We start from the raw sequence: 19,614 nt of genomic DNA on the forward strand, positions 1-19,614 counted from the left end.
CCATGGCTTGGATTTCTCTTAAAACTCAGAATTTGCCAACGCTTGCTTTAGTGGTGATTGCCCAGGTATCGATTGCATACGCATTGTCGAACCCGGGTTTCGATTGGTCGTCAATTGAAGTATTTTCGCCAGATACGGTGGTGGTGAGTCTGATCGTGTTGGTGGCAGCGCTGTTTAGCAGCCTGCTACCAGCGTCAGTTAAGCATCAGTTGGTCTTTTTGCGACGAAAAAACGCATTACCCGGCCACCGATTCCTGCAACTCGCCGAACATGACCAGCGCATCGACTTGCTCAGACTGAAACAGCAGATCCTGCCTTTGGTCCAGCTAAACGTAACGGAAGAGCAACAAAACCGTGTGTGGTACCAGAATATCTACCATCCTCACCAAAATGCACCTCTGGTAAAGAGCGCGCATAAAGCGTTTTTGCAGTGGCGAGACAGTATGGTGGTGTCGATCTTCATCGCGTTACTGCTGGCGGTTGGTGTTCAAACCGTGCCAGCGGTAGCTGTTGCGTTCAGTCCATTTTCGTTTTTAGTGTCGGTGTTCTTTGTGCTGGCAGCGGGATGTGCAGCGCATCACAACGGCAAACGGATGGTCACAAATGCAGTCGTTTTGTGGCTGCTTAAGCCAAGTGCGTGTCAGCAGTAGCAGAGGGGGGAGGTACGAGTTATGGCATTTGTCGTCACGCAACGTTTTGCTGAACAATCGTCGGAGATTGCAACACTGCTTGATGGAACGCAGTTGGTCTTTTCTCAAGGCAAGTTCGATTGTTGGTGCATTTACCACATTCGCAATGGTTTTGCGCATGCATTGCGTGATGAGGAGGTCTTTAGTTTGATGCAGAAGTACACCGGCAGCATTCAGCGATTTTGGTTATATAAGGACTTTTTGACTGTGTTCAAATTAGTGACAACTGACATAAATTGTGGTGATGAGTCAGCTTTTCAGCAGGGACAATTTTTTTCGAGTCTCTGTTTTAAAACCGACCATAGTGATTTCAAGCTTAGCTGGTTAAATAGAAAAAATAGCTGGCAGCAATTTGTGCAGTTAAAAGCATGCCAGTTCGAAGCCAACTAGGTTTATCATGAGGGTTAATTTAGTTAGTTTGCTTGCGTTGAGTAATTCCTATCATTTTTTAAACCTGAGTTTTCCCAGAATCATCATCTTCCGCAATTTCCAGAAACTCCCCGATATCACATTTCAAATACCGGCATAACGTTTCCAGCGTTTCGTAGTCGATCCGTGAAGTAGTTTCATGATAGAGACGCGTCAACGTGCTGCGGTTAATACCGGTGTCGCGCATCACATCAGCGAGCTTCAGTTTACGAGCACCCAATAGTGCTGATAAGTTGCATTTTATCACTATAAAGATTCCAAATGACTCTTTAGAGACTCATCTTGCGCTTGACAAGTATCTTAGGACTAAACTAATGTGTCTCTAGAGAAGCAAAATGCTTTCTTTCAGAGGAGGCTGCAGTATGGCACAAACTGTCTTTAGGTCGGAAGCTTTACACTCGATAAAAATGGTGGTGGGTAAATTACTGAGTATGGTTGGATTCAACTGCAGAGAGGTTCAATGATGATTGTTATCGAACAAACCCAGCAATTTAAGCATTTCCAGCTTATGCAGCGTTATCAACGCCAAACCCGGCAACTGGCGACTTACCTTGTCACTGCTCTTTTTATAGAGCCACGTGGGCGGCAGTTATCGGCGATGATCACCCATGACCAGTCGATCGACAACACAGAATTTGTGCTTAACTGGGTTCGCCGGGAAGTCTGTTGTGCCAGTTGTTTGCGCGACGCGGATTTCAAGGAACTGCAGCGTGGTTTTGTGCACTTTCTACTGAATCATGATATTCCGGTGGGAGAGCTGCAATGAGCAATCCACAATATTCTTACGGTATTTTCCAGGTTTGGTTGGGCAACTTGGTCACCGCCGAGCAGGGTTGGGAAGCAATGCAACTACGCAATGTGCCGCGTAAACATCCACGCTTTTTTTATCCGTACACCAGGCTTGGGCAGCGCGGCATGCAGCGTCTGAACACGCTTGCGGAGCAAGCAATTTGCCAAAAACTAGCGCATATGGGCTGCATCCCGGCATCGCTGTTACTGGGGTACAGCCTAACCCGGGAGTATGGCGATACTGGCCGGGTGATTTGCGAAGTCAGTGGTTATCAGTATTTGTACTTTGGCATCGAAGGCATCCTGCAACACTACATCGAACCGGGTTTTTACGAAGAGGTACAGCTGTTTTTTGGCGATAGGCTGTTGCTCGATGTCTGTAGCTATTTACTCCGCAGTTACGAACCGCTTGGGTTAGATCATCGCGACCATCCGGTGATGCAGTTCTGTCGGATGGTTACCAGCGATAGTTGGAGCAATCCGCGGTTGGATTCGTGAGCCAGAGGAGGCCAGACATGCAAACTTTAATACCGGTGCCGGCATACTCCGGCAAAAGCAATAATGAGATCGTTCTGCTCGATCCCGCTCGTTTGGCAGACTGGCATTGCGTTGATAGAGACTCGCCGAAGGTCCTCTGTAAAACCACTATTTATGGAAACCATGCTGCCGGTTGGAGCCTTTATCTACATGAAAACGGCTGTTACGAATGGCTGATTGGCTCAGATATTACCGGCAACAGCAGCGGGGCACTTGATGTGATTTCGCTACTGGGTCACAACCTGTGCCTAATGCCCTGGCAAAAGCTGATTTTCTGCAGTGAAGATGGTGCGTGCACTGCGATCTCCTACATCCGGTTATCTGGATTGTCGGGTCTAGACTGATAGCCTGTCCTGAAACAACACAAGCCCTGGCTGTTATCGTGGCGTCCAGGGCTTTTTTTATTTTTGTCCGCGTGAGCACTTGCTGTGGGTGCACTTACACGGTCATTGTCGTCCCTATAACCATTGTCGTTATGTAGTTTTGATTATCCACATTGCGCAGACATCGTTGATGGTTGCTCAGTTTGGCATCCGATGCAAAAACAAAACTAAATACAAGATGTTGTAACGTACTTTGCGCGATCTTTTGGCTCTATTGCTGCCATAATCGGCATGACAAAGATAAATATGCGCTTATATACTCTACTGGTTAGTATTTTTAGCAAAAGCGCAGGCAATCAACACAGAGGTTGGCAGATGGACCAAATTGGCAAATATCGGGTCATTCGGGTTTTGGGACAAGGTGGATTTGGTACTGTGTTTTTGGCGGAAGATCCGATGCTGAAATTGCAAGTTGCAATCAAAATTTATGCCTTAAAAGATACCGCTTTAGCGCAGCAAATCACTTCTGCATCACAAGACGCAGCTCAAGTCTTAAAAGACCGCTTTCTCAACGAAGCCCGTATTCTGCGCCAATTAAGTCGTAACCCCTATGTGATTGAACTGTACGATTTTGATGCCCTTGCTGACGGCACGCCTTATTACGTCATGCCGTATCTTGAAAAAAGCTTGGTCGATGAAGTGGGCAAAGACGCGCTGGATGCACAAGTGCTGGCTGAATTGCCGCAAGCCTTGCGTCCGCGTAAGCTTGGCTTAAGCCGTACTTTACAGGTGATTGACCAGCTGTTGCAGGCGCTGTCGGATGTGCATGCCGCAGGTTTAGTTCATCGCGACATTAAGCCTGCTAACGTGCTTGTAGCGCAAGATGGTGACATCCGTTTGACCGATTTTGGCGTTGCTAAATTGCCTGACACTGAGCATAGCCAAACCGGACTAGCGCTTGGTAGTCGCAATTATATGAGCCCGGAGCAGCGTGAGAGCGCTAAACATGTCGATGCACGCAGTGACATTTATAGTGTTGGCGTGTTGATGTACCGGCTGATAAGCGGCACTTTGCCGGTCGGCCGCTTTGCTGATGCGCTGCATTATGAACCAGCACTGGGTGATGGCTTAAACCGCTGGATCTTAGCTTGTCTTGAAACCGACAAAACTAAACGTTTTCCGGACGCAACAGCGGCTTTAACCGCATTTCGGCAATCAAAGACGGAAGCGGGCACAAGCGATGGGCTCGATGAACAATCCGGTACATTTGTATCTGGCTCAGGCGCCACAATAAAAAGTGAACTGAAACCGCTACAACAAAAAATCACTGAGCTACTCAAAACCGAAGGCATGGTCGATAGCGCGCAGTTAAAAGCATTAAGCGTGGCCGCGGATATTGCTGGTGTGTCAGAGGCCGATTTAACCCAGTTAATCTTGGAGACTAAAGCAGCCCAACCTGCAGCCGTTCAAAGCTTTATCAAGTGGCGGGAAAAGGTTGCACACGCAAAAACGCAGCATCAGGGCAAAATGCCCAATGATGAACGCGACGCCTTATTAGCCGGTGGTATGCTGCTAGGCAAAACGGAAGCAGAGCTTGCACGGCTCCTACCAACAGCCGCATCAGGGAAGTCCAATTCGTCAACACAGAACTCATCACAATTTGCTTCAAATCACATCGAAGTTAAGAAACCTCACAAGGGTCTACTTGCGACCGGTATCGCTACCATTCTGTTAGCCGCGGGGGGGTATTATGGCTACAACAGTTATCAGCAGCTAGAAGCAGAGCGAACTAAAGACCTAAGAGCCTGGCAACAAGCCAAGCTCGCCGATACAGTTGATGGATATCAGAAGTACTTGAATCAGCTACCACAAGGTCAATACCGCCAAAGCGCGGTCAAAGCTTTAGACAGCCTAAAAACAGCCGAAGAGGCCAAGCAAAAACAAACGCAAAGCCAAATTGGTTTGGCCCAGCAATGGCTGATAAAACTAGGTTACGAACTGGCCCAAACCGGCGAGCTCGACGCGCGCACCAAAGCAGCGATTGAAAAGTTTGAAAGTAGCGAAAACATGATGGTCACCGGCGCTGTTGATGCGACTCTATTCGCCAAACTCGAACAAGTCTATTGGAGTAACGACCAACAGGCCTTTGAAATAGCAAAAAGTGCCAACACCGAACAAAGCTACCAGCAGTATTTGGACACGCGTGTAGACGGCAAATACCGCACTCAAGCGACAGAAGGTATCGAAACGGTCAAACAAGAGCTGCAACAACAAGCCATTGCAGACGCCAAAGCGAAAGCGGATGCAGAAGAGAAGGCTCGCAAATTTGCAGCTCAGCTTGCTGAAGATAAAAGCAAGGCACTACAATCGGCGGTGCACGTTCGGCCATATATAGGGAACATGCTATTTATACCCGGCGGCAATTTTATGATGGGGTGTAGCCCCGGCGATAAGCAGTGTTCGGATGCCGAAAAACCTCGACATCAAGTCAATATTAAGTCTTTTAAGCTAATGGAAACCGAAGTGACCAATGAGATGTGGGATGCTTGCGTGCGGGCAGGTGGATGCGTGCATCAACCGGATGACAGTATCTTTGACAGCTCTGGTCGCGGCAGTAAGCCAGTAGCAGGTGTCAGCTATGATGATATCACTCAACAATTTATTCCATGGCTAAATAAAACCACAGGCCAAATTTTCCGCCTACCTTCGGAGGCTGAATGGGAATATGCAGCTCGCGGTGGCACTACGACTAAATACAGCTGGGGCGATAGCATTCATTGTGGTCAGGCGCGTTATGGCCGTAGTGAAAATGGTGGCGAATGTAGTAGTTCGTATGACGGTACTGTGCCAGTAAAGTCCTTTGCCGCCAATGGCTACGGCCTTTACGATATGAGTGGGAACGTGTGGGAATGGACGCAGGATTGCTGGAAGGATAGCTACGTCGGGGCATCTAGTAATGGTAAAGCTTGGCAGCAAGGTGTTTGTGCGAGCCGGGTTACAAGAGGGGGCTCCTGGGACTGGCAATCTGCTCTCCAGCGTGTTTCTTATCGCTTCGGGTTTGAATCGTCGAGCAGTTACAGTTTCCTTAGCGGCTTTCGATTGGCTCAGGACATTTAAGAGAGCGCAGCGAACGTTCACTGGCCATGCTTAAAAAGCAGCGCCGCAGGCCCTTCCGGTCCGCGTGTTAGCATTCGCGTGTTGATTTTGATTTTCCTTTTGCCGCGGCCCTGCATTTAGTTACCAGCCCGCCTACCAGTAGCATCAACGAAATCACACTACGTGACCATCAGCCATATTGTTTATTCTTGCGGATCCAAAAACTTCTCCTTACCAACAAAAATCCCTCTGCTATTGCCATAACCAAACAAACCATCAGCCCCAAAAGGAAAGTGTTATGTCGCTTCGCTGGCTTCGCAGCTCGATTACCTTACCACTACGGCTTTTGTTTCCGCTGTTTTACGCCACCGCTTGTTGCCGTGCAAAGCTATCTGCCGACTTCGACCGCGGTAAAGCCGCCAGTTATGCGTTGTCCTATGTCGATGGTTGGCAGTTTCTTGATTTGCTGCCGAGTCCGCGCTCGCTGAACTGCTTTTGGATGCTAAGGCGCATCAGCATCGCGCGCAGCGAATTATCAGATTGGCGCGACGAGGCTGGATTTGGCTCTGGCGCTCTCGGTGATTTGGCGAGGCGGGTAGAAAATGCATTGCCGGGCGCATTGTTGTTGGATGTTGTGGTGTTTTACCTGTTGTTTCGTGGCTAAATAGTGCGGCTTTGTTTTTTTGCAATGACTGACACCAATCCAGTCTCTTCATGCTTCTTTCGTTAGCAATATCGTTATAGGAAATGTTATGTCTAAAAAATGGTTATGGGTGGCACTGCCGCTGGCAGCATTATTCGCAGCTGGTGCTTTTTGGCTGGCAGCAGAGAGTAAACGCGATCCTGAAGCCGTTGTGGCGGCCCGCAATGCTGCGACGGCGGCCATGCAATTTTGCTCGCAACAGCAAGATCAGCAGAAACTTACCTGTGAGCTTACTCAACTTGAGCTAACCGATTTAAGCTACGCCAGCGTTGATGCCGCATTTTCTGTTTTGCCAGAACCGTATGATTACCTGACCGCGATCCAACGAGTACCGACAGTTAGCAAAAGCCCGGTGCGTCAGGCGGCGGTTCTGTACTATTTCCCGAAGATTGTGCGCTCTGCTGATATGAGTCGGCTCGAAGATTGGACGGACTTGTTACACCACGCGTTACAGCTACAGAAAGCCGAGCCTGCGTTTGCTAGTTCTGAGTATTTAAACCGGATTTTGTTACAACCGGTTCCAGGGATTTCGGTACAAGGGCAAATCGCAGATTTTATCTTTGCACACTGCGCCAAAACCTTTGGTGTAACGAGGCAAATCCCAGAGTTACCTCTTGGCGAGCCAGATGAGGCTACAGGCTCAGCCATTTATGATTTCTTGGAAAATCCAAAATTGGAGTGTACGCAATCTGCGTCGCTACCGCTGTATCGTTACATTCAGCCGGCTCTGTGGCAGTCGCATCAACCGCAGAGCTTAGCGCTGCTCAAAGCTCTGTGGCCATCATTGTTGCCGCAACAACAAACTGAACTGCTGGCAGACGTAATGGCGGAACTAGACAAAACCGAACCTGCGGTGGGGGCGTTAAAACAGATAGCATTGTGGCTACCAGGCCAGTATGACCGGTTAACTGCGCAGCAACGGACAGTGCTACGGGATAAGATGCCGGTATTAATTCCAGCGAGTGACGGCGCCTTACCGTCGTTAGTTGCGGTCCTGCTAAATGATGCGGATTTAGTGCCTGATCTTCCCGCACTAGAAGGCCTTAGTGCACAATGGCTGAAGCAAACAGAGGATGTGATCAACCAACACAGTATCTGGCTGGCAACGCTTGATGTTGAGTTATCCCGGTTTAAATTACTCAGAAAAAGCCGATACGACGCTGCTTTTGCGCAATTGGCGTTTGCGCCTATTTACTACGAGCTGATCGATGTTATGCAGGCCTATCAACCAGACAACGCTATGGCTGGCAAGTTGGTCAAACTCGATATTGAGGCTCTATCTTCCATCGCCCGGGCTCAACCACGTTTTCATTTTTGGTATCGACAGGCGCCAACCTTAATAAACAGTTGGGTAAAGGCAATTCCTGATACTGAAACACGCCAATATATTTTGTCGGAATTGCCGGAGTTTAGCCGTTGGTCGCTGCAGCATTATTCCAGCGATTTGGTCAGTCTTAACGAGCAACAGCTTGATGCACAAAACTTTGCCGAGGTGGCTTACCTGAAGCTACACGACAAAACCAACCTAAACCTGCCTTATTACATCGATAGTTGGCAGCTTCGCTCGCAGCTGAACTATATGCATGATCATCTGTTAAGAGACCCGATCAAGCAGCATCAACTGCGACAGTGGCAACAGCAGTATCGGCTGGATGTGAAGGTTGAAAATTAAGGTCGATTCAAAAGCAGAATCAAACAAAAGGATCTTTAGCGCGCGTCTGGCGATCTTTATGCTCTATTGCTGCCATAACCGGCATGACAAAGAGAAATATGCACTTATATACTCTGAGTCGTAGTATTTTTTAGCAAAAGCGCAGGCAAGCAACACAGAGGTTGGCAGATGGACCAAATTGGCAAATATCGGGTCATTCGGGTTTTGGGACAAGGTGGTTTTGGTACCGTGTTTTTGGCAGAAGACCCAAAGCTGAAGCTGCAGGTGGCGATTAAAGTCTATACCTTAAAAGATACCGCTTTAGCGCAGCAAATCACTTCGGCATCACAAGACGCAGCTCAAGTCTTAAAAGACCGCTTTCTCAACGAAGCCCGTATTCTGCGCCAATTAAGCCGTAACCCCTATGTGATTGAACTGTACGATTTTGATGCCCTTGCTGACGGCACGCCATATTACGTGATGCCGTATCTTGAAAAAAGCCTGGTCGATGAAGTGGGCAAAGACGCGCTGGATGCACAGGTTTTGGCTGAATTGCCACAAGCTCTGCGGCCGCGCAAGCTTGGTTTAACCCGTACTTTGCAGGTGATTGATCAGCTGCTGCAGGCGCTGTCGGATGTGCATGCAGCAGGTTTAGTGCATCGCGACATTAAACCAGCCAATGTGCTGGTGGCACAAGATGGAGATATCCGCCTGACCGATTTTGGCGTTGCTAAATTGCCTGACACTGAGCACAGTCAAACCGGGCTAGCGCTTGGTAGTCGCAATTATATGAGCCCAGAGCAACGTGAGAGCGCTAAGCAGGTCGATGCGCGTAGCGACATTTATAGTGTGGGCGTGTTGATGTACCGGCTGATAAGCGGCACTTTGCCGGTCGGCCGATTTGCTGATGCGCTACATTATGAACCGGTACTGGGTGATGGCATAAACCGCTGGATCTTAGCTTGTCTTGAAACCGACAAGACTAAACGTTTTCCGGATGCTACGGCGGCGTTAAGTGCTTTTAGGCAAGCAAAAGAACAAGCGGGTACAAGTGAAACGCAATCCGAGCAAACCAGCACTTTTGTGCAAGGCTCCGGTTCTACACTAAAAAGTGAACTGAAACCATTGCAGCAAAAAATTGCTTCGTTGTTGCAAACCGTGGGTATGGTCGATTCAACGCAGTTAAAAACACTTTATGTGTTGGCCGATATTGCCGGTGTCACTGAAAATGAACTCAATCAACTGGTTGAAGAAACCAAAAATCAGCAAAACGCCCAAACCCTAAGCTTTATGAAGTGGCGCACCCGGCTTGAAGCAACAGTAGCAAAATTTCAGGGCCAACTTCCCCCTGATGAGCATAACGCCCTCTTGGCTGCTGGTGTGCATTTAGGCAAAAGCGAATCGGACCTACTGCAGTTTTTCCCGCCGGCAACGGGCACTGAAAAATCTAACACTACCAGTCTGCACGCCAATACCAAAACTTTTAAAACTCAAGACGCAATGAAGAAAAAAACGTCGCTTGTAGTTGCTTCTACCCTGACAACATTACTCATAACAGCGGCTGGCTATTACGGCTATCAGAACTATCAAAGGCAGGAAATTACCCGAACTCAAGAATTAAATGCCTGGCAACAGGCAAAGACGACTGATACGGTGCAAAGTTACCAAACCTATTTGACGCAATACCCAAATGGTCAATACCAGCAAAGTGCCAGAAAATTTTCAGAACAACTAACCAAAACTGAACAGGATGCGGCAAAACTTGAGGCGAATCGAGAGCAACAAGCCCTGAAGGCTGAACAACAAGCGCGACAAGCTCAACAAATTACCATCAAGTTAGCGCAGCAGTGGTTGATCAAATTGGGTTATGAAATTTCCGAAACTGGTGAATGGGACCCCCGTACAAAAACCGCTGTTGCTGCATTTGAAAAAACGGAAAAAATGCTGCATGCCGGTGTGATTGATAAAACTCTGTTGCAAAAACTGGAAGAAGTTTATTGGCGCAATGACAAAAACGCTTTTGCCAAAGCGAAAGCGCAAAATACCACACAAAGTTACCAGCAGTATCTTGATTCACAAACCGAAGGTAAATTTCGTTCAGAAGCTGAGCAAGAAAAATCGAAGCTTCACCAGCTCGAAACTCGAAAAGAAGAGGCAAAAAAAGCCGCCCAGTTAGCTGCGAAGCGAGAAAGTACAGAGGCAAAAGAGCTTCGAATGGCTGCAGATGAAGCATATTTTGTTCAGACTAATTCTGGAAAAGCCCTGAATTTATACGAACGCGCGTCAAAATTAGGCAGCGTTTATGCTGATGCTGCTTTGGCTTGTATTCACGCAGATGGGGTACAAGGCCAAAAAAATATTGTATTAGCAAGGCAATATCGTGAAGAGGCGGAACGAAAGTTTGCGCAATTTGATAATCTAGGAGCGGTGGAATATTTCCTGCTTGGGAGGATGTCTGAATTTGTTGATGGTGCTAACTCAACTGCTATTACTTATTATCAAAAAGCCGCTGCAGAGGGATACGCGCCAGCACAACATAGTTTAGGGTTTTTATATTATTACGGCCAATACTTTCCACAATCGGCTACCGACGCTTTTGGTTGGATTAATAAAGCTGCAGCACAGAACTATGCAAAATCTCAAAATTTTCTAGGTGTAATGTATGAAGAGGGGCGTGGGGTGCCACAATCTTATCAGGAAGCGTCGCGTTGGTTTCGTGCAGCGGCCGAGCAAGGAGATTTAATTGCACAAACAAATCTGGGGAAATATTATTTGGATGGTCGAGGTGTTTCTCAATCCTATAGCGAAGCTTATGCCTTGTTTCTATTGGCGGCAGAGCAGGAATATCCGGAAGCCCAATATTTTTTAGGACTTATGTATCAAGAGGGAAAAGGCGTACGGCAATCAGTCAGCGATGCAGTTAGCTGGTATCAAAAGGCAGCTAAACAAGGCGATGAAAATGCGCAAGAGGCGCTTGAAAAACTCGGTGTTGGCTGGTAGGTGCATTTATTTGAAAAAGTAATTGAGGTAACTTCGCTGTGATCTACTCTGGCTGAGCTTATCTCTGAATCTTTCAAAAAGCGAAATAGTGAGTTGGTATCAATAAACAGTTAAGTATAGAAGTAAATATGTATAGCGGACTTAACAAACGCACGGATTGAGCTGCCTTGATATGGACACAAACGGTGCAAGAAAATTTTTGACACGGCACCAGTCAAATTTTTCCCTCTAAATCTTGTATGACATGCATGGCAACGTATCGGATTGGGTACAGGTACGCATCAAGGTGCTCTGAAACATGGAACTGCAAAGGCTATAGGTAATTGTTCAACGCGAGTAACTTGAAGAGGTTCTAAGGCGTCAATCGATACGATTAGAGTTTCAGTACGAACTCCATGGGAGACCTCTTACAGAGGATTTGGCTTTAGATTGGTACAAGACCCGACCCTGTGATCGACACATCCAATCTGTTCCCTACTATCACAAGGGCGCAGACCAATTGCTTATTGGTCACTTTGAGTCGCCATAAAGGAGAAGTGGTTCAATCGACTAAACCAAAAGGCAAGCGAGCGTTGGCGGAGGAATTTATTGAAACCATCCATTGCCACAGATTTTGATGTTCGGTGCTGATCCTAACCATGCATTATAGGATACGTGGCAGGCTAAAAAGAACAAGGCTGATTATCTGAAAAGGATCGGCTTCTGGTTCACGTCAACATCTGGTCCAACCTGATATGAGTTTGCTTCGTGGTATAACGGCGCTGTAGATGTTTAGACATCTATATGGAGTTGGTTTAACGCGATTTTTTCAATTCATGAGGATTTCATATGTTAAAGCTAGCCACGAAATACGCTTTGTTAATAATTGTCATATTGTCATTTGCTGGCTTTGCAGCACATGCCAACACACGCAGCCAGTCTGAAGAAACTGTCAGAGATTCAAAAATTTCCTACATTGCAAAATACGAAGATGGCACTTCAGAACGAATTGTTGTGCATTATACCGCGAACTACTCCCACCGAATTTGGCAAAGTGGTCGTGGTTGGACTATCGACCATGCTTTTGACAACAGAAAATGTAATATTGAAACCAAAGGAGATGTTTTGCGCAGGGCCTATATAGTCACACGTTCAGGGATCTCGGCACCAATTGAGCAGTACCAAAAAGTATACTCTGACGTTGACATTACCGACCGAGGTCCTGATAACAACTTTGAAGCCTTAACTCGCCATGTTACTTGCGGAGTTGTGATGACGGAATTCAAAAAAAGGGTAGCGCGCAAAAGAACCTCAATTGTAAAGTCTTTTCAAACCATTATCAGCTCATACGACCTCCAAAATCGGAAGGAGCTCCAAGCTATGTTGGGTGCAACTGAACTAGTGGTAGCTAAATAGGTGAGGTGGTAGGGAGTATAGCTGCCTGGTGGACCAAGGTAGCCAACCTAAAATTTTTCCAGCACCTTGGCGTTGAGTGACTAAACATTCAACGCCAATACCATGAAGAGTAACGCGAGCTTTAGACTCTTCACTCAACATTCAGTTGTTGAATCAGGAAATGCAGTCTTATTGGTTGGAGCTTCTCGTCAATAGTTAACTGCAGCCGTGTACCTAAGATTTTTTGGCTGAAGTCCCGGATTGGTTTTACAGCCATACATCGACAGATTGGCGTACAGTTCGAATATAAAATATCTACTGCACGAGGTATTTAAAACAGCGGCACAGCGCCAGCAAATTGTCTATTGGCATACGCAGTATCGCCTGCCACTGCAGATAGTTGTTGCAGAATAAGTATGGAACTCCACAACACCATAGAGGTAGCAGATTTAGGTTATTGATTGGCAACCAATTCGTTTATTAAGGAATGAAAAATGATTTATTTGCACATCGCTAGCGAGAACCATAAACAGCCTTGGACTGCCTTAGCGTTGTTAACGGAGTCTGGTCCTGGATATCATCATGTTGTGGTAACAAATCCTAAAACGGGTCAGCCTCCAGATGGGGAATATTTTGTTTTTAACTGCGAGTTGTATGTGCCAATTGACGAGCTTTCATCGCTGAAACTTGCTCGAAGTTACGCCGAGTTCTTGAAAAGATCCCGAAACGAAGACTCTTATTTGCAGCAATTTACTGGCCCAATTAATAAAAACGGCTCCTTGCAGGTAGCGTTAATTAACCAGACTAACCAGTACAATCAATCGACCATGATTGTATCTAGCGTAACTCGGACTGATTCATTTTACAGATTCTCGCCATATGCCAACGACCGTAGAATTGATTTTGTAAAAAAGCAAATCCATGCAGGAACTTATCTCGCACCAGAATCAGAGCGAAATTTTTTAAGTAGTGGTTTATCAGTAGTTGGAAGGTATGCACTGCCATCACCCTTCCCGGCAGTTTATATGTGGCGCATTCAACCTCCAGATGGCACCCCACTTGCTGCGGGCACTGTAAGGCACGCATTTGGGCAGGCTGGTGGTGGTGTTGAAGTGGTGCTGCATAGCTGTTCTGGGCCAAATTCAGTCTTTCGTATGAAAAAATTACCGATTTGGTGATTGCTTTCGAAACAACGTCATAGACCATACAAATACATTTGCAGCGACTGGGGTTTTCAATCGAAATCGCTGTAACAGATTGATGATCTTTAAAAGTAGTTCTTCAAATAAGCAGTAAAAAAGTAATAGGTACAACGCAGTAACAGTGCCTTTGACGTGGTTTATTTATCAACATCAAGGAGTGACTCGTTATGGATTATTCGTTTAGAAATTTTGTCTTTGAAGGTGGTGGTGTCAAAGGCATTGCGTATGTCGGTGCCCTCGAGGTGCTCGAGCAAAAAGGTATTCTGCCGCAGATTACGCGCGTCGGTGGAACGTCGGCCGGTGCGATAAATGCGGTTTTATTGGGGCTTGGCTACAGCCTAAAAGAAACCAGAGACATCCTCTGGTCGCTTGATTTTAATAAGTTTATGGACGATTCGTGGGGTGTCGTGCGTGACACGGAGCGGCTCGTCAATCAGTTTGGCTGGTATAAAGGTGACTATTTCCGCGATTGGATCGGCCGGGTGATTAAAGAAAAGACCGGCAATTCTGAATTTACCTTTGCCGACATCGAAGCGCTCAAAGCTGACCGGGGCTTTAAGTCGATGTACTTCATGGGCACGAACCTGTCGACTTCATTTTCTGAAGTGTTTAGCCATGAAAAAACCCCGGGCCATTGTCTTGCTGATGCTGTACGGATTTCGATGTCTATTCCGTTGTTTTTTGCTGCCAAACGCAGCTTACGCGGTGATGTCTATGTAGATGGTGGGGTATTGGACAATTATCCGATTAAGTTATTTGATCGCATCAAGTATTTGGAGAAGGACACTTCGGGCACAGCAACGGAATATTATCAACGCGTCAATGACCAACTGGCAGCACTAAAACGTCCTATCTCACAATACATCTATAACAAAGAAACTCTTGGCTTCAGATTAGATAGCAAAGAGGAAATCTCGGTGTTCCGCGACCAAGCAGAGCCGCCTGTTAAAAAAATTAATAACTTTTTTGATTACACCTGGGCTTTGGTTAACACCCTGATTGAAGCACAGCAAAGTGCGCATTTACATAGTGATGACTGGGCACGCACGGTTTACATCGATACCATCGGCGTTGGTACTACGGATTTTGATATCAGTGATGCTAAAAAGAACGCGTTAGTCGCCTCTGGCAAAGCCTGTGCGGAGGAATATTTTAAATGGTATGACGACCCAAGCCCTAAACCGAATAAATAAACTGCTCTAATCCTGCCATAACCCCCGATGCACAATCGCAAAGGGGGTTTTTTATGCTGTTCAACCAGTTATCTCCATACGTTACTATCAATGCAAGCACCAACAGCGCCTGGCGTTTGAAACTGCACTTTTGTCATGTTGCTGCCAAGTTCTGGCTAGTGCTCGTTATTCTGTTCAGTAACAGCCTGATTTATGCAGCAGAAATCGACCTTAACAAACCACTCCCACCACAATTGGCAACAAAGGCCAAAGATGCGGGGCTGAATGTACCGTTGGTGTTGGCGCTGGTGGAGACCGGCTCGGGATTTGATGTTGATTATGTCGGGCCGGATGGACGTTTGGGCCTGTTTGCGCTGGATGCCGCATTGATGCGCAGACACTATCAGTTATCTGCAAAGCAGCTCCTTGATGCTGAGCGCGCCACCACAGCGGCTTTACAATATCTGTTGGGATTAGATCGTCGTTACGCCAAGTCTGGTGAGGCAAAACCTGAAAAAGTGGCTGCGCATTATCTGACGATGCGACCTGTCGATTCACCACTACGCAGCTATCAGCAACTGGAACATGAGCTCTGGCTTTATGCATCGCCTGCACAACTGAACCGAGTAAAAACTGCCTATCAGCGCTGGAAAAAAGTATATCCGCTAAAGGTATCGTCAGGCAGTAATCAGATGTCACAACCTCAACGATTAACGCCGGCTGTAATTAGTGAACGCAACGAGTGCCCGCGCGTACTCGATGATTTTATGGATCCGAATAGCCCACTTTATCACGCAGCTGGCCATGGTGATTTTACAAGCCGCGCTTTTAGCAGAACCGCACCAAAAGCCGAGCAAGTACTGGATGACTGGTCACCCTGCTGGTAGTGATTATGGTGAGCACCAGTGGAGGTGCAGGCGCCAATAACGGGCATTTTGACAGTATAAGCGGATTCGCTTATCAAGGGCTGCTGCAATATTTGCCACAGATCCCAAAGCCTTATATCGTTGTTACATCAGCAAATGAACTAGGGCTTGCCGTGACCGACAACGAGCATATCCAGACTGAAGCGATTTCACAGGACGCGGTTAGCTGGCAGTTAGAAAGTGGCGTCAGCGCCGAATTACATGGCCTGTTTCAGTCATTACAAGAGAGCCCAGGTCGGTATGGCCCCAAGTTTTCCGCTCGTGAGGTGGCGCTATTACGCCAGCATATTGTTTGTCGCAATTATGCGCGGCTGACGCTCGAGCTGGGGTATCTCTGTCAGGCCATTGTGCAGCATGGCTCACAAACAACCAAAACGGCTGAGGCCCGGCTACTCAAGTTTTTTTATCAGGACGAATGTTTATCTGGCGCCAAAGTTCGGCAGTTTTTTCAGCTGCAACCCAGCCAAACGGTGATTGAAATTACCCCGTCTTTTGCCATCAGCCCAGGACGCGTGCAGTTTCTGGCGCTTTTTCTGGAGTTTTGTTTGTTCCTCGATGGTCGGGTGTTGCAGCGCTTAGGGGCAAGCCCGACCAATAGCGATGTAACCGCTATCGATCAGCAGGCCAAACAAGCTGCCCGAGATTTACAAAAAACTATCTATAACTTTTTGGCTGAGCATTTACCTGCAGTCCAGCTGCAGCGCCAATACCGGGCCATTCGCCAGTGGCTGGACAATAACGGGCAGCTCTGGCAACACGAAATTTGTGACGACAGCATTGTGGCGTTCTGGCAGGCGATGTGCGCACAGCCCGACGAAGGGCTTGGTTTTCGGCGCTTTCGTTCGGTTGCAGGCTTAATGCTCGATTTGCAGCAGTGTTTGTTGGCCGGGCGCGATAAACAACAACACGACTATGCCACATCGATTGGTTATGACGCGGAACAAGGCGAATGGTCTCCGGAACAGCTACAGCAAACCTTGGACAGCCTGCAATTAATCGATGTCGAAGCACTCAGCCAGCCCGCGAAATTATTGACCGCCTCGCAGTTAGAACAATTAGAACCATTACTGCTGGCAGGTAACCTCGCTTCGCAGTTTCCACTCACCGTCTGTCGTTCGCGCTGGTGGGGCGACGCGCAGGCGGTACTGGTGCAAGCCTGCCGCAACGCTGACAAGAGCGTGTTGCTTGATAAACTAGCCGACTTAACGCCCTGGCCGCTTGAACAATGGCCGGCAAGCTTTACCGACATTGATGCCAACATTAGCCAGGTAAAAGACTGTCTGGGCCATATTTTTGTCAGCCACCAAGACCCACTGGCCCTTGGCCTGCTGACGCAAAGCAGTTTGGATTGGCAGCACTGGCAACAAATTTATAGCGAGGGCTGGCTGGCGCTGTGCCAGGAGCCATCTTTTGCAAGCGCCTGTCAACGTGCGCAACAGGCATTTAAAGGGTTAAACCGGCAGGGCTTTAAACAACTACCGCTTGCTGACGAACTGGTTGATTACGAATACGGCTGGCAACAACTACAAGCGCTGGCAGCGCTGATCACAAAGCATAGGGCCGCTTTTAAGCTACAGCTCGTAGGGGATAATCAAACACTGGCTGCCGACGATCAACACCTTGCACCCGCCATCGCCGCAAAAAATGCCGCTGACTTTGCCATAGCCAAGCAGGTGTTTGACCTATTGTATGGGAGTACTCATGACTGATCCGCACCAGACGCTATTTGTCGCGCTGCGCCAACATCGGGAGCTGGCAGTGCCAATGCCTGAAGTCGGCATACAGCGGCCCTTGTTGGTAAACGATCTAATGCAATATGTGCAAGGCGCAGCGTGTGCTGAAGCTGAAGTGCGGGCGCGGTTGGCCGTCGACCTGAGTTGGCGCCGACTTTATCAGCAGGCTTTACAACAAAGCAGCTATCAACTGCCAATCGCTGCAGCAGCCGACAGTGATGAGGCCATCGCCAGCCGTGTTGGGCATGGCTGGGAGCTAAAGCTCATTGGCGCCAAAGCCTTGCCGCAGGTGTATTTAAAACTGCAGTTTGATGCGCCCTGGCCAACGGATGGCCGGCGTTTCACCCTGCACGCCAGCGCATCAGCTGGAAGTGCTGAAATAGAGCCTGTGCATCATTCAATTCAGCAACCTGACGAGCAACCAGCTAACGTGGTGCGGTTAGTTTTTCCGCCACTGTTAGATGGTCAGACTCAGCTGGTGCTTGCCAACGACGACCCGGCATTAGAAGTGCTACGTACGCAAGCGCTGTACTTGGTGGCCGGTCATGACTAACCCTATCCAAGTGTGGATCCCAACAACACAAGGCGTGAGCCGCGTGCTGGGCTTGGTGGCAGAAGACGCTGACGTGCAGTCGGTCGTTTGTATAAATCACAGCACTGAGGCGTTAGCCGTCAGCAGTGCCTATCATCAGTTTGTCCGCAAAGGCACCGGCATTATTCACCGCCACGTCGGGCATGGCGCTTTTCGGCTGGATGTCGACCACCGGGTTGACCAAGGCAGCAGCTGGCAATTACCGGTTTTTATGGCTCATTTGCTATTGCAGCAAGGGCGCTTGTGGCAGGGCAACAGCAATACTGCAAATCTTGCTGCACAGGTTTGGATCGCGACCGGCACCGTCAATGTGCAGGGCGAGGTCGGCGGTGTTAGTGGCATTGCCGACAAGTTGCTGCATTTGTATGAGGCGCTTCGCCTGTTGCCAGCGCAGCCATTTCAGTTATTTTTTTCTCGTCACAATCAGGCTGACGTGGCCGCAGCGCTATTGGCACTCGACGAGCCGGTGCGCCATTTTTTTAGTCAGTATCAACCGGTCTGGCTGGAGAACGTCAGCGAGGTTTCACAATTAACCGCACCGCCACGCGAGCAAAAAGTCACCAGCAGCCCGGCGCCGCTTGACGTCAATAAAATTGCCAAACAAAAAATCCAGCCACATAGCGCAGAAGAAAACTCGCAAATGGATGCTGTTCAGCCAGAAGAAACCCAGTACAACCCATCGGAACAGAGCACACAAGCCGCAACAAACTCGCTTCGTTTAGTTGCTGACGACCGGCTTCCCACGTCGGCAGTTATTGCCAAGCCCAGTGCTGCAGATCACGCAGAACCACAGGCTTCCACCACTTTGCGAAGCAAGTCAAAACCTTGGTTTAAACTGGCCGGTGTCGCGTTGGTTCTGGGCGCCGTATCAATAGGTTATTGGGCCATGCAGTCGCCTTCAGCGACTGTTATGCCGCAGCCTGGCCCTCAAATGAATGCTGGCGCAGATGCAGCGCAGTCATTCACCTCACAAAATCAAACTCAAGCCCAAACACCGCCTATGCTGCGCTGGTCATCATGCAGCAATGCAAAAATAGTCAGCGCGGTCGCAACGCGTCAAGGCCGTGCTGAAACCGCTTCTTTGTGTCAGCTACAAATTGAAGTCGCCGTCAATCAGCAACTGGTTGTAATAAAAATGCCTGAGTCTGCCATAGTCAAAAGTGGCGGCGGGGTTCTGAGTTTTGCCAAAGACAACTTGCCGGGCGACTTAACATCAAGCAGCCACCAACTTTTGCTGGTGCAATTTAGTCGGGCCCAACCCAGCGAAGCGGTGGTGGTGGCGATTGAACAAGCCCGAACTTTTGATTTTATCTCCGCCGCTGATTTGACCCGACAGTTGCAACAAGAAGGCATTCAGGCGCAGGTGTACCTGCAAGTGTGGCAAGCGGCGTTTTAAAC

General features: G+C 48.2%; 17 protein-coding genes. 16 read left to right on the forward strand and 1 reads right to left on the reverse strand.

The genetic code is table 11. The annotated features are described in order from the left end of the window. Positions 1 to 2 precede the first annotated feature (2 nt). Positions 3 to 650: a hypothetical protein gene (locus ATY27_RS13910; RefSeq protein ID WP_208931232.1), complete on the forward strand. Its 648-nt coding sequence runs from the start codon at positions 3 to 5 to the stop codon at positions 648 to 650. 21 nt (positions 651 to 671) lie between these two features. Further along, a complete protein-coding gene (locus tag ATY27_RS13915; RefSeq protein WP_208931233.1) occupies positions 672 to 1,079 on the forward strand; it encodes a hypothetical protein in 408 nt (135 codons plus the stop codon). A 58-nt stretch (positions 1,080 to 1,137) separates the two neighbouring features. On the opposite strand, the gene ATY27_RS13920 is transcribed toward ATY27_RS13915, so the two are convergent. Beyond that, on the reverse strand, positions 1,138 to 1,365 hold the full coding sequence (locus ATY27_RS13920; protein WP_208931234.1) for a helix-turn-helix transcriptional regulator: 228 nt from the start codon (positions 1,363 to 1,365) through the stop codon (positions 1,138 to 1,140). A gap of 213 nt (positions 1,366 to 1,578) precedes the next feature. On the opposite strand from ATY27_RS13920, the gene ATY27_RS13925 reads away from it, so the two are divergent. The 14 genes from ATY27_RS13925 (at position 1,579) to ATY27_RS13990 (ending at position 19,612) form a co-directional block, all read left to right on the forward strand. Beyond that, positions 1,579 to 1,884 (forward strand): hypothetical protein, encoded by a 306-nt coding sequence (locus ATY27_RS13925; RefSeq protein ID WP_208931235.1) that lies wholly within the window; start codon positions 1,579 to 1,581, stop codon positions 1,882 to 1,884. Continuing rightward, on the forward strand, positions 1,881 to 2,405 hold the full coding sequence (locus ATY27_RS13930) for a hypothetical protein (protein WP_208931236.1): 525 nt from the start codon (positions 1,881 to 1,883) through the stop codon (positions 2,403 to 2,405). Before ATY27_RS13925 ends, ATY27_RS13930 begins: the two co-directional genes overlap by 4 nt. A gap of 17 nt (positions 2,406 to 2,422) precedes the next feature. Then, positions 2,423 to 2,788, forward strand: a complete 366-nt coding sequence (locus tag ATY27_RS13935) for a hypothetical protein (RefSeq protein WP_208931237.1) — start codon at positions 2,423 to 2,425, stop codon at positions 2,786 to 2,788. Positions 2,789 to 3,142: 354 nt separating this feature from the next. Continuing rightward, a complete protein-coding gene (locus tag ATY27_RS13940) occupies positions 3,143 to 5,884 on the forward strand; it encodes an SUMF1/EgtB/PvdO family nonheme iron enzyme (protein ID WP_208931238.1) in 2,742 nt (913 codons plus the stop codon). 277 nt (positions 5,885 to 6,161) lie between these two features. Next, positions 6,162 to 6,527: a hypothetical protein gene (locus tag ATY27_RS13945; protein WP_208931239.1), complete on the forward strand. Its 366-nt coding sequence runs from the start codon at positions 6,162 to 6,164 to the stop codon at positions 6,525 to 6,527. Positions 6,528 to 6,615: 88 nt separating this feature from the next. Next, positions 6,616 to 8,238 (forward strand): hypothetical protein, encoded by a 1,623-nt coding sequence (locus ATY27_RS13950; protein WP_208931240.1) that lies wholly within the window; start codon positions 6,616 to 6,618, stop codon positions 8,236 to 8,238. 168 nt (positions 8,239 to 8,406) lie between these two features. After that, complete coding sequence (locus tag ATY27_RS13955; protein ID WP_208931241.1) at positions 8,407 to 11,217, forward strand: serine/threonine-protein kinase; 2,811 nt, start codon at positions 8,407 to 8,409, stop codon at positions 11,215 to 11,217. A gap of 828 nt (positions 11,218 to 12,045) precedes the next feature. Beyond that, positions 12,046 to 12,612, forward strand: a complete 567-nt coding sequence (locus tag ATY27_RS13960; protein ID WP_208931242.1) for a hypothetical protein — start codon at positions 12,046 to 12,048, stop codon at positions 12,610 to 12,612. A gap of 473 nt (positions 12,613 to 13,085) precedes the next feature. Continuing rightward, positions 13,086 to 13,769: a hypothetical protein gene (locus tag ATY27_RS13965; RefSeq protein ID WP_208931243.1), complete on the forward strand. Its 684-nt coding sequence runs from the start codon at positions 13,086 to 13,088 to the stop codon at positions 13,767 to 13,769. A gap of 191 nt (positions 13,770 to 13,960) precedes the next feature. Continuing rightward, entirely contained in the window at positions 13,961 to 14,986 is a 1,026-nt protein-coding gene (locus ATY27_RS13970) for a patatin-like phospholipase family protein (protein WP_208931244.1), read from the forward strand. 53 nt (positions 14,987 to 15,039) lie between these two features. After that, complete coding sequence (locus tag ATY27_RS13975) at positions 15,040 to 15,852, forward strand: hypothetical protein (RefSeq protein WP_208931245.1); 813 nt, start codon at positions 15,040 to 15,042, stop codon at positions 15,850 to 15,852. Between the two features lie 5 nt (positions 15,853 to 15,857). Next, positions 15,858 to 17,600, forward strand: coding sequence for a hypothetical protein (locus ATY27_RS13980; RefSeq protein WP_208931246.1), 1,743 nt, complete (start codon positions 15,858 to 15,860; stop codon positions 17,598 to 17,600). Then, a complete protein-coding gene (locus ATY27_RS13985; RefSeq protein ID WP_208931247.1) occupies positions 17,593 to 18,177 on the forward strand; it encodes a hypothetical protein in 585 nt (194 codons plus the stop codon). The genes ATY27_RS13980 and ATY27_RS13985 overlap by 8 nt, the downstream gene beginning before the upstream one ends. Beyond that, positions 18,170 to 19,612 (forward strand): hypothetical protein, encoded by a 1,443-nt coding sequence (locus ATY27_RS13990; protein ID WP_208931248.1) that lies wholly within the window; start codon positions 18,170 to 18,172, stop codon positions 19,610 to 19,612. Before ATY27_RS13985 ends, ATY27_RS13990 begins: the two co-directional genes overlap by 8 nt. Positions 19,613 to 19,614 lie beyond the last annotated feature (2 nt).

This window comes from Rheinheimera sp. F8 (genome assembly GCF_001518915.1).

Excerpts from the sequence above, each read along its gene's own strand:
- ATY27_RS13910 (WP_208931232.1), top strand. The coding sequence starts at position 3 with ATGGCTTGGATTTCTCTTAAAACTCAGAATTTGCCAACGCTTGCTTTA.
- ATY27_RS13915 (WP_208931233.1), top strand. The coding sequence starts at position 672 with ATGGCATTTGTCGTCACGCAACGTTTTGCTGAACAATCGTCGGAGATT.
- ATY27_RS13925 (WP_208931235.1), top strand. The coding sequence starts at position 1,579 with ATGATGATTGTTATCGAACAAACCCAGCAATTTAAGCATTTCCAGCTT.
- ATY27_RS13930 (WP_208931236.1), top strand. The coding sequence starts at position 1,881 with ATGAGCAATCCACAATATTCTTACGGTATTTTCCAGGTTTGGTTGGGC.
- ATY27_RS13935 (WP_208931237.1), top strand. The coding sequence starts at position 2,423 with ATGCAAACTTTAATACCGGTGCCGGCATACTCCGGCAAAAGCAATAAT.
- ATY27_RS13940 (WP_208931238.1), top strand. The coding sequence starts at position 3,143 with ATGGACCAAATTGGCAAATATCGGGTCATTCGGGTTTTGGGACAAGGT.
- ATY27_RS13945 (WP_208931239.1), top strand. The coding sequence starts at position 6,162 with ATGTCGCTTCGCTGGCTTCGCAGCTCGATTACCTTACCACTACGGCTT.
- ATY27_RS13950 (WP_208931240.1), top strand. The coding sequence starts at position 6,616 with ATGTCTAAAAAATGGTTATGGGTGGCACTGCCGCTGGCAGCATTATTC.
- ATY27_RS13955 (WP_208931241.1), top strand. The coding sequence starts at position 8,407 with ATGGACCAAATTGGCAAATATCGGGTCATTCGGGTTTTGGGACAAGGT.
- ATY27_RS13960 (WP_208931242.1), top strand. The coding sequence starts at position 12,046 with ATGTTAAAGCTAGCCACGAAATACGCTTTGTTAATAATTGTCATATTG.
- ATY27_RS13965 (WP_208931243.1), top strand. The coding sequence starts at position 13,086 with ATGATTTATTTGCACATCGCTAGCGAGAACCATAAACAGCCTTGGACT.
- ATY27_RS13970 (WP_208931244.1), top strand. The coding sequence starts at position 13,961 with ATGGATTATTCGTTTAGAAATTTTGTCTTTGAAGGTGGTGGTGTCAAA.
- ATY27_RS13975 (WP_208931245.1), top strand. The coding sequence starts at position 15,040 with ATGCTGTTCAACCAGTTATCTCCATACGTTACTATCAATGCAAGCACC.
- ATY27_RS13980 (WP_208931246.1), top strand. The coding sequence starts at position 15,858 with ATGGTGAGCACCAGTGGAGGTGCAGGCGCCAATAACGGGCATTTTGAC.
- ATY27_RS13985 (WP_208931247.1), top strand. The coding sequence starts at position 17,593 with ATGACTGATCCGCACCAGACGCTATTTGTCGCGCTGCGCCAACATCGG.
- ATY27_RS13990 (WP_208931248.1), top strand. The coding sequence starts at position 18,170 with ATGACTAACCCTATCCAAGTGTGGATCCCAACAACACAAGGCGTGAGC.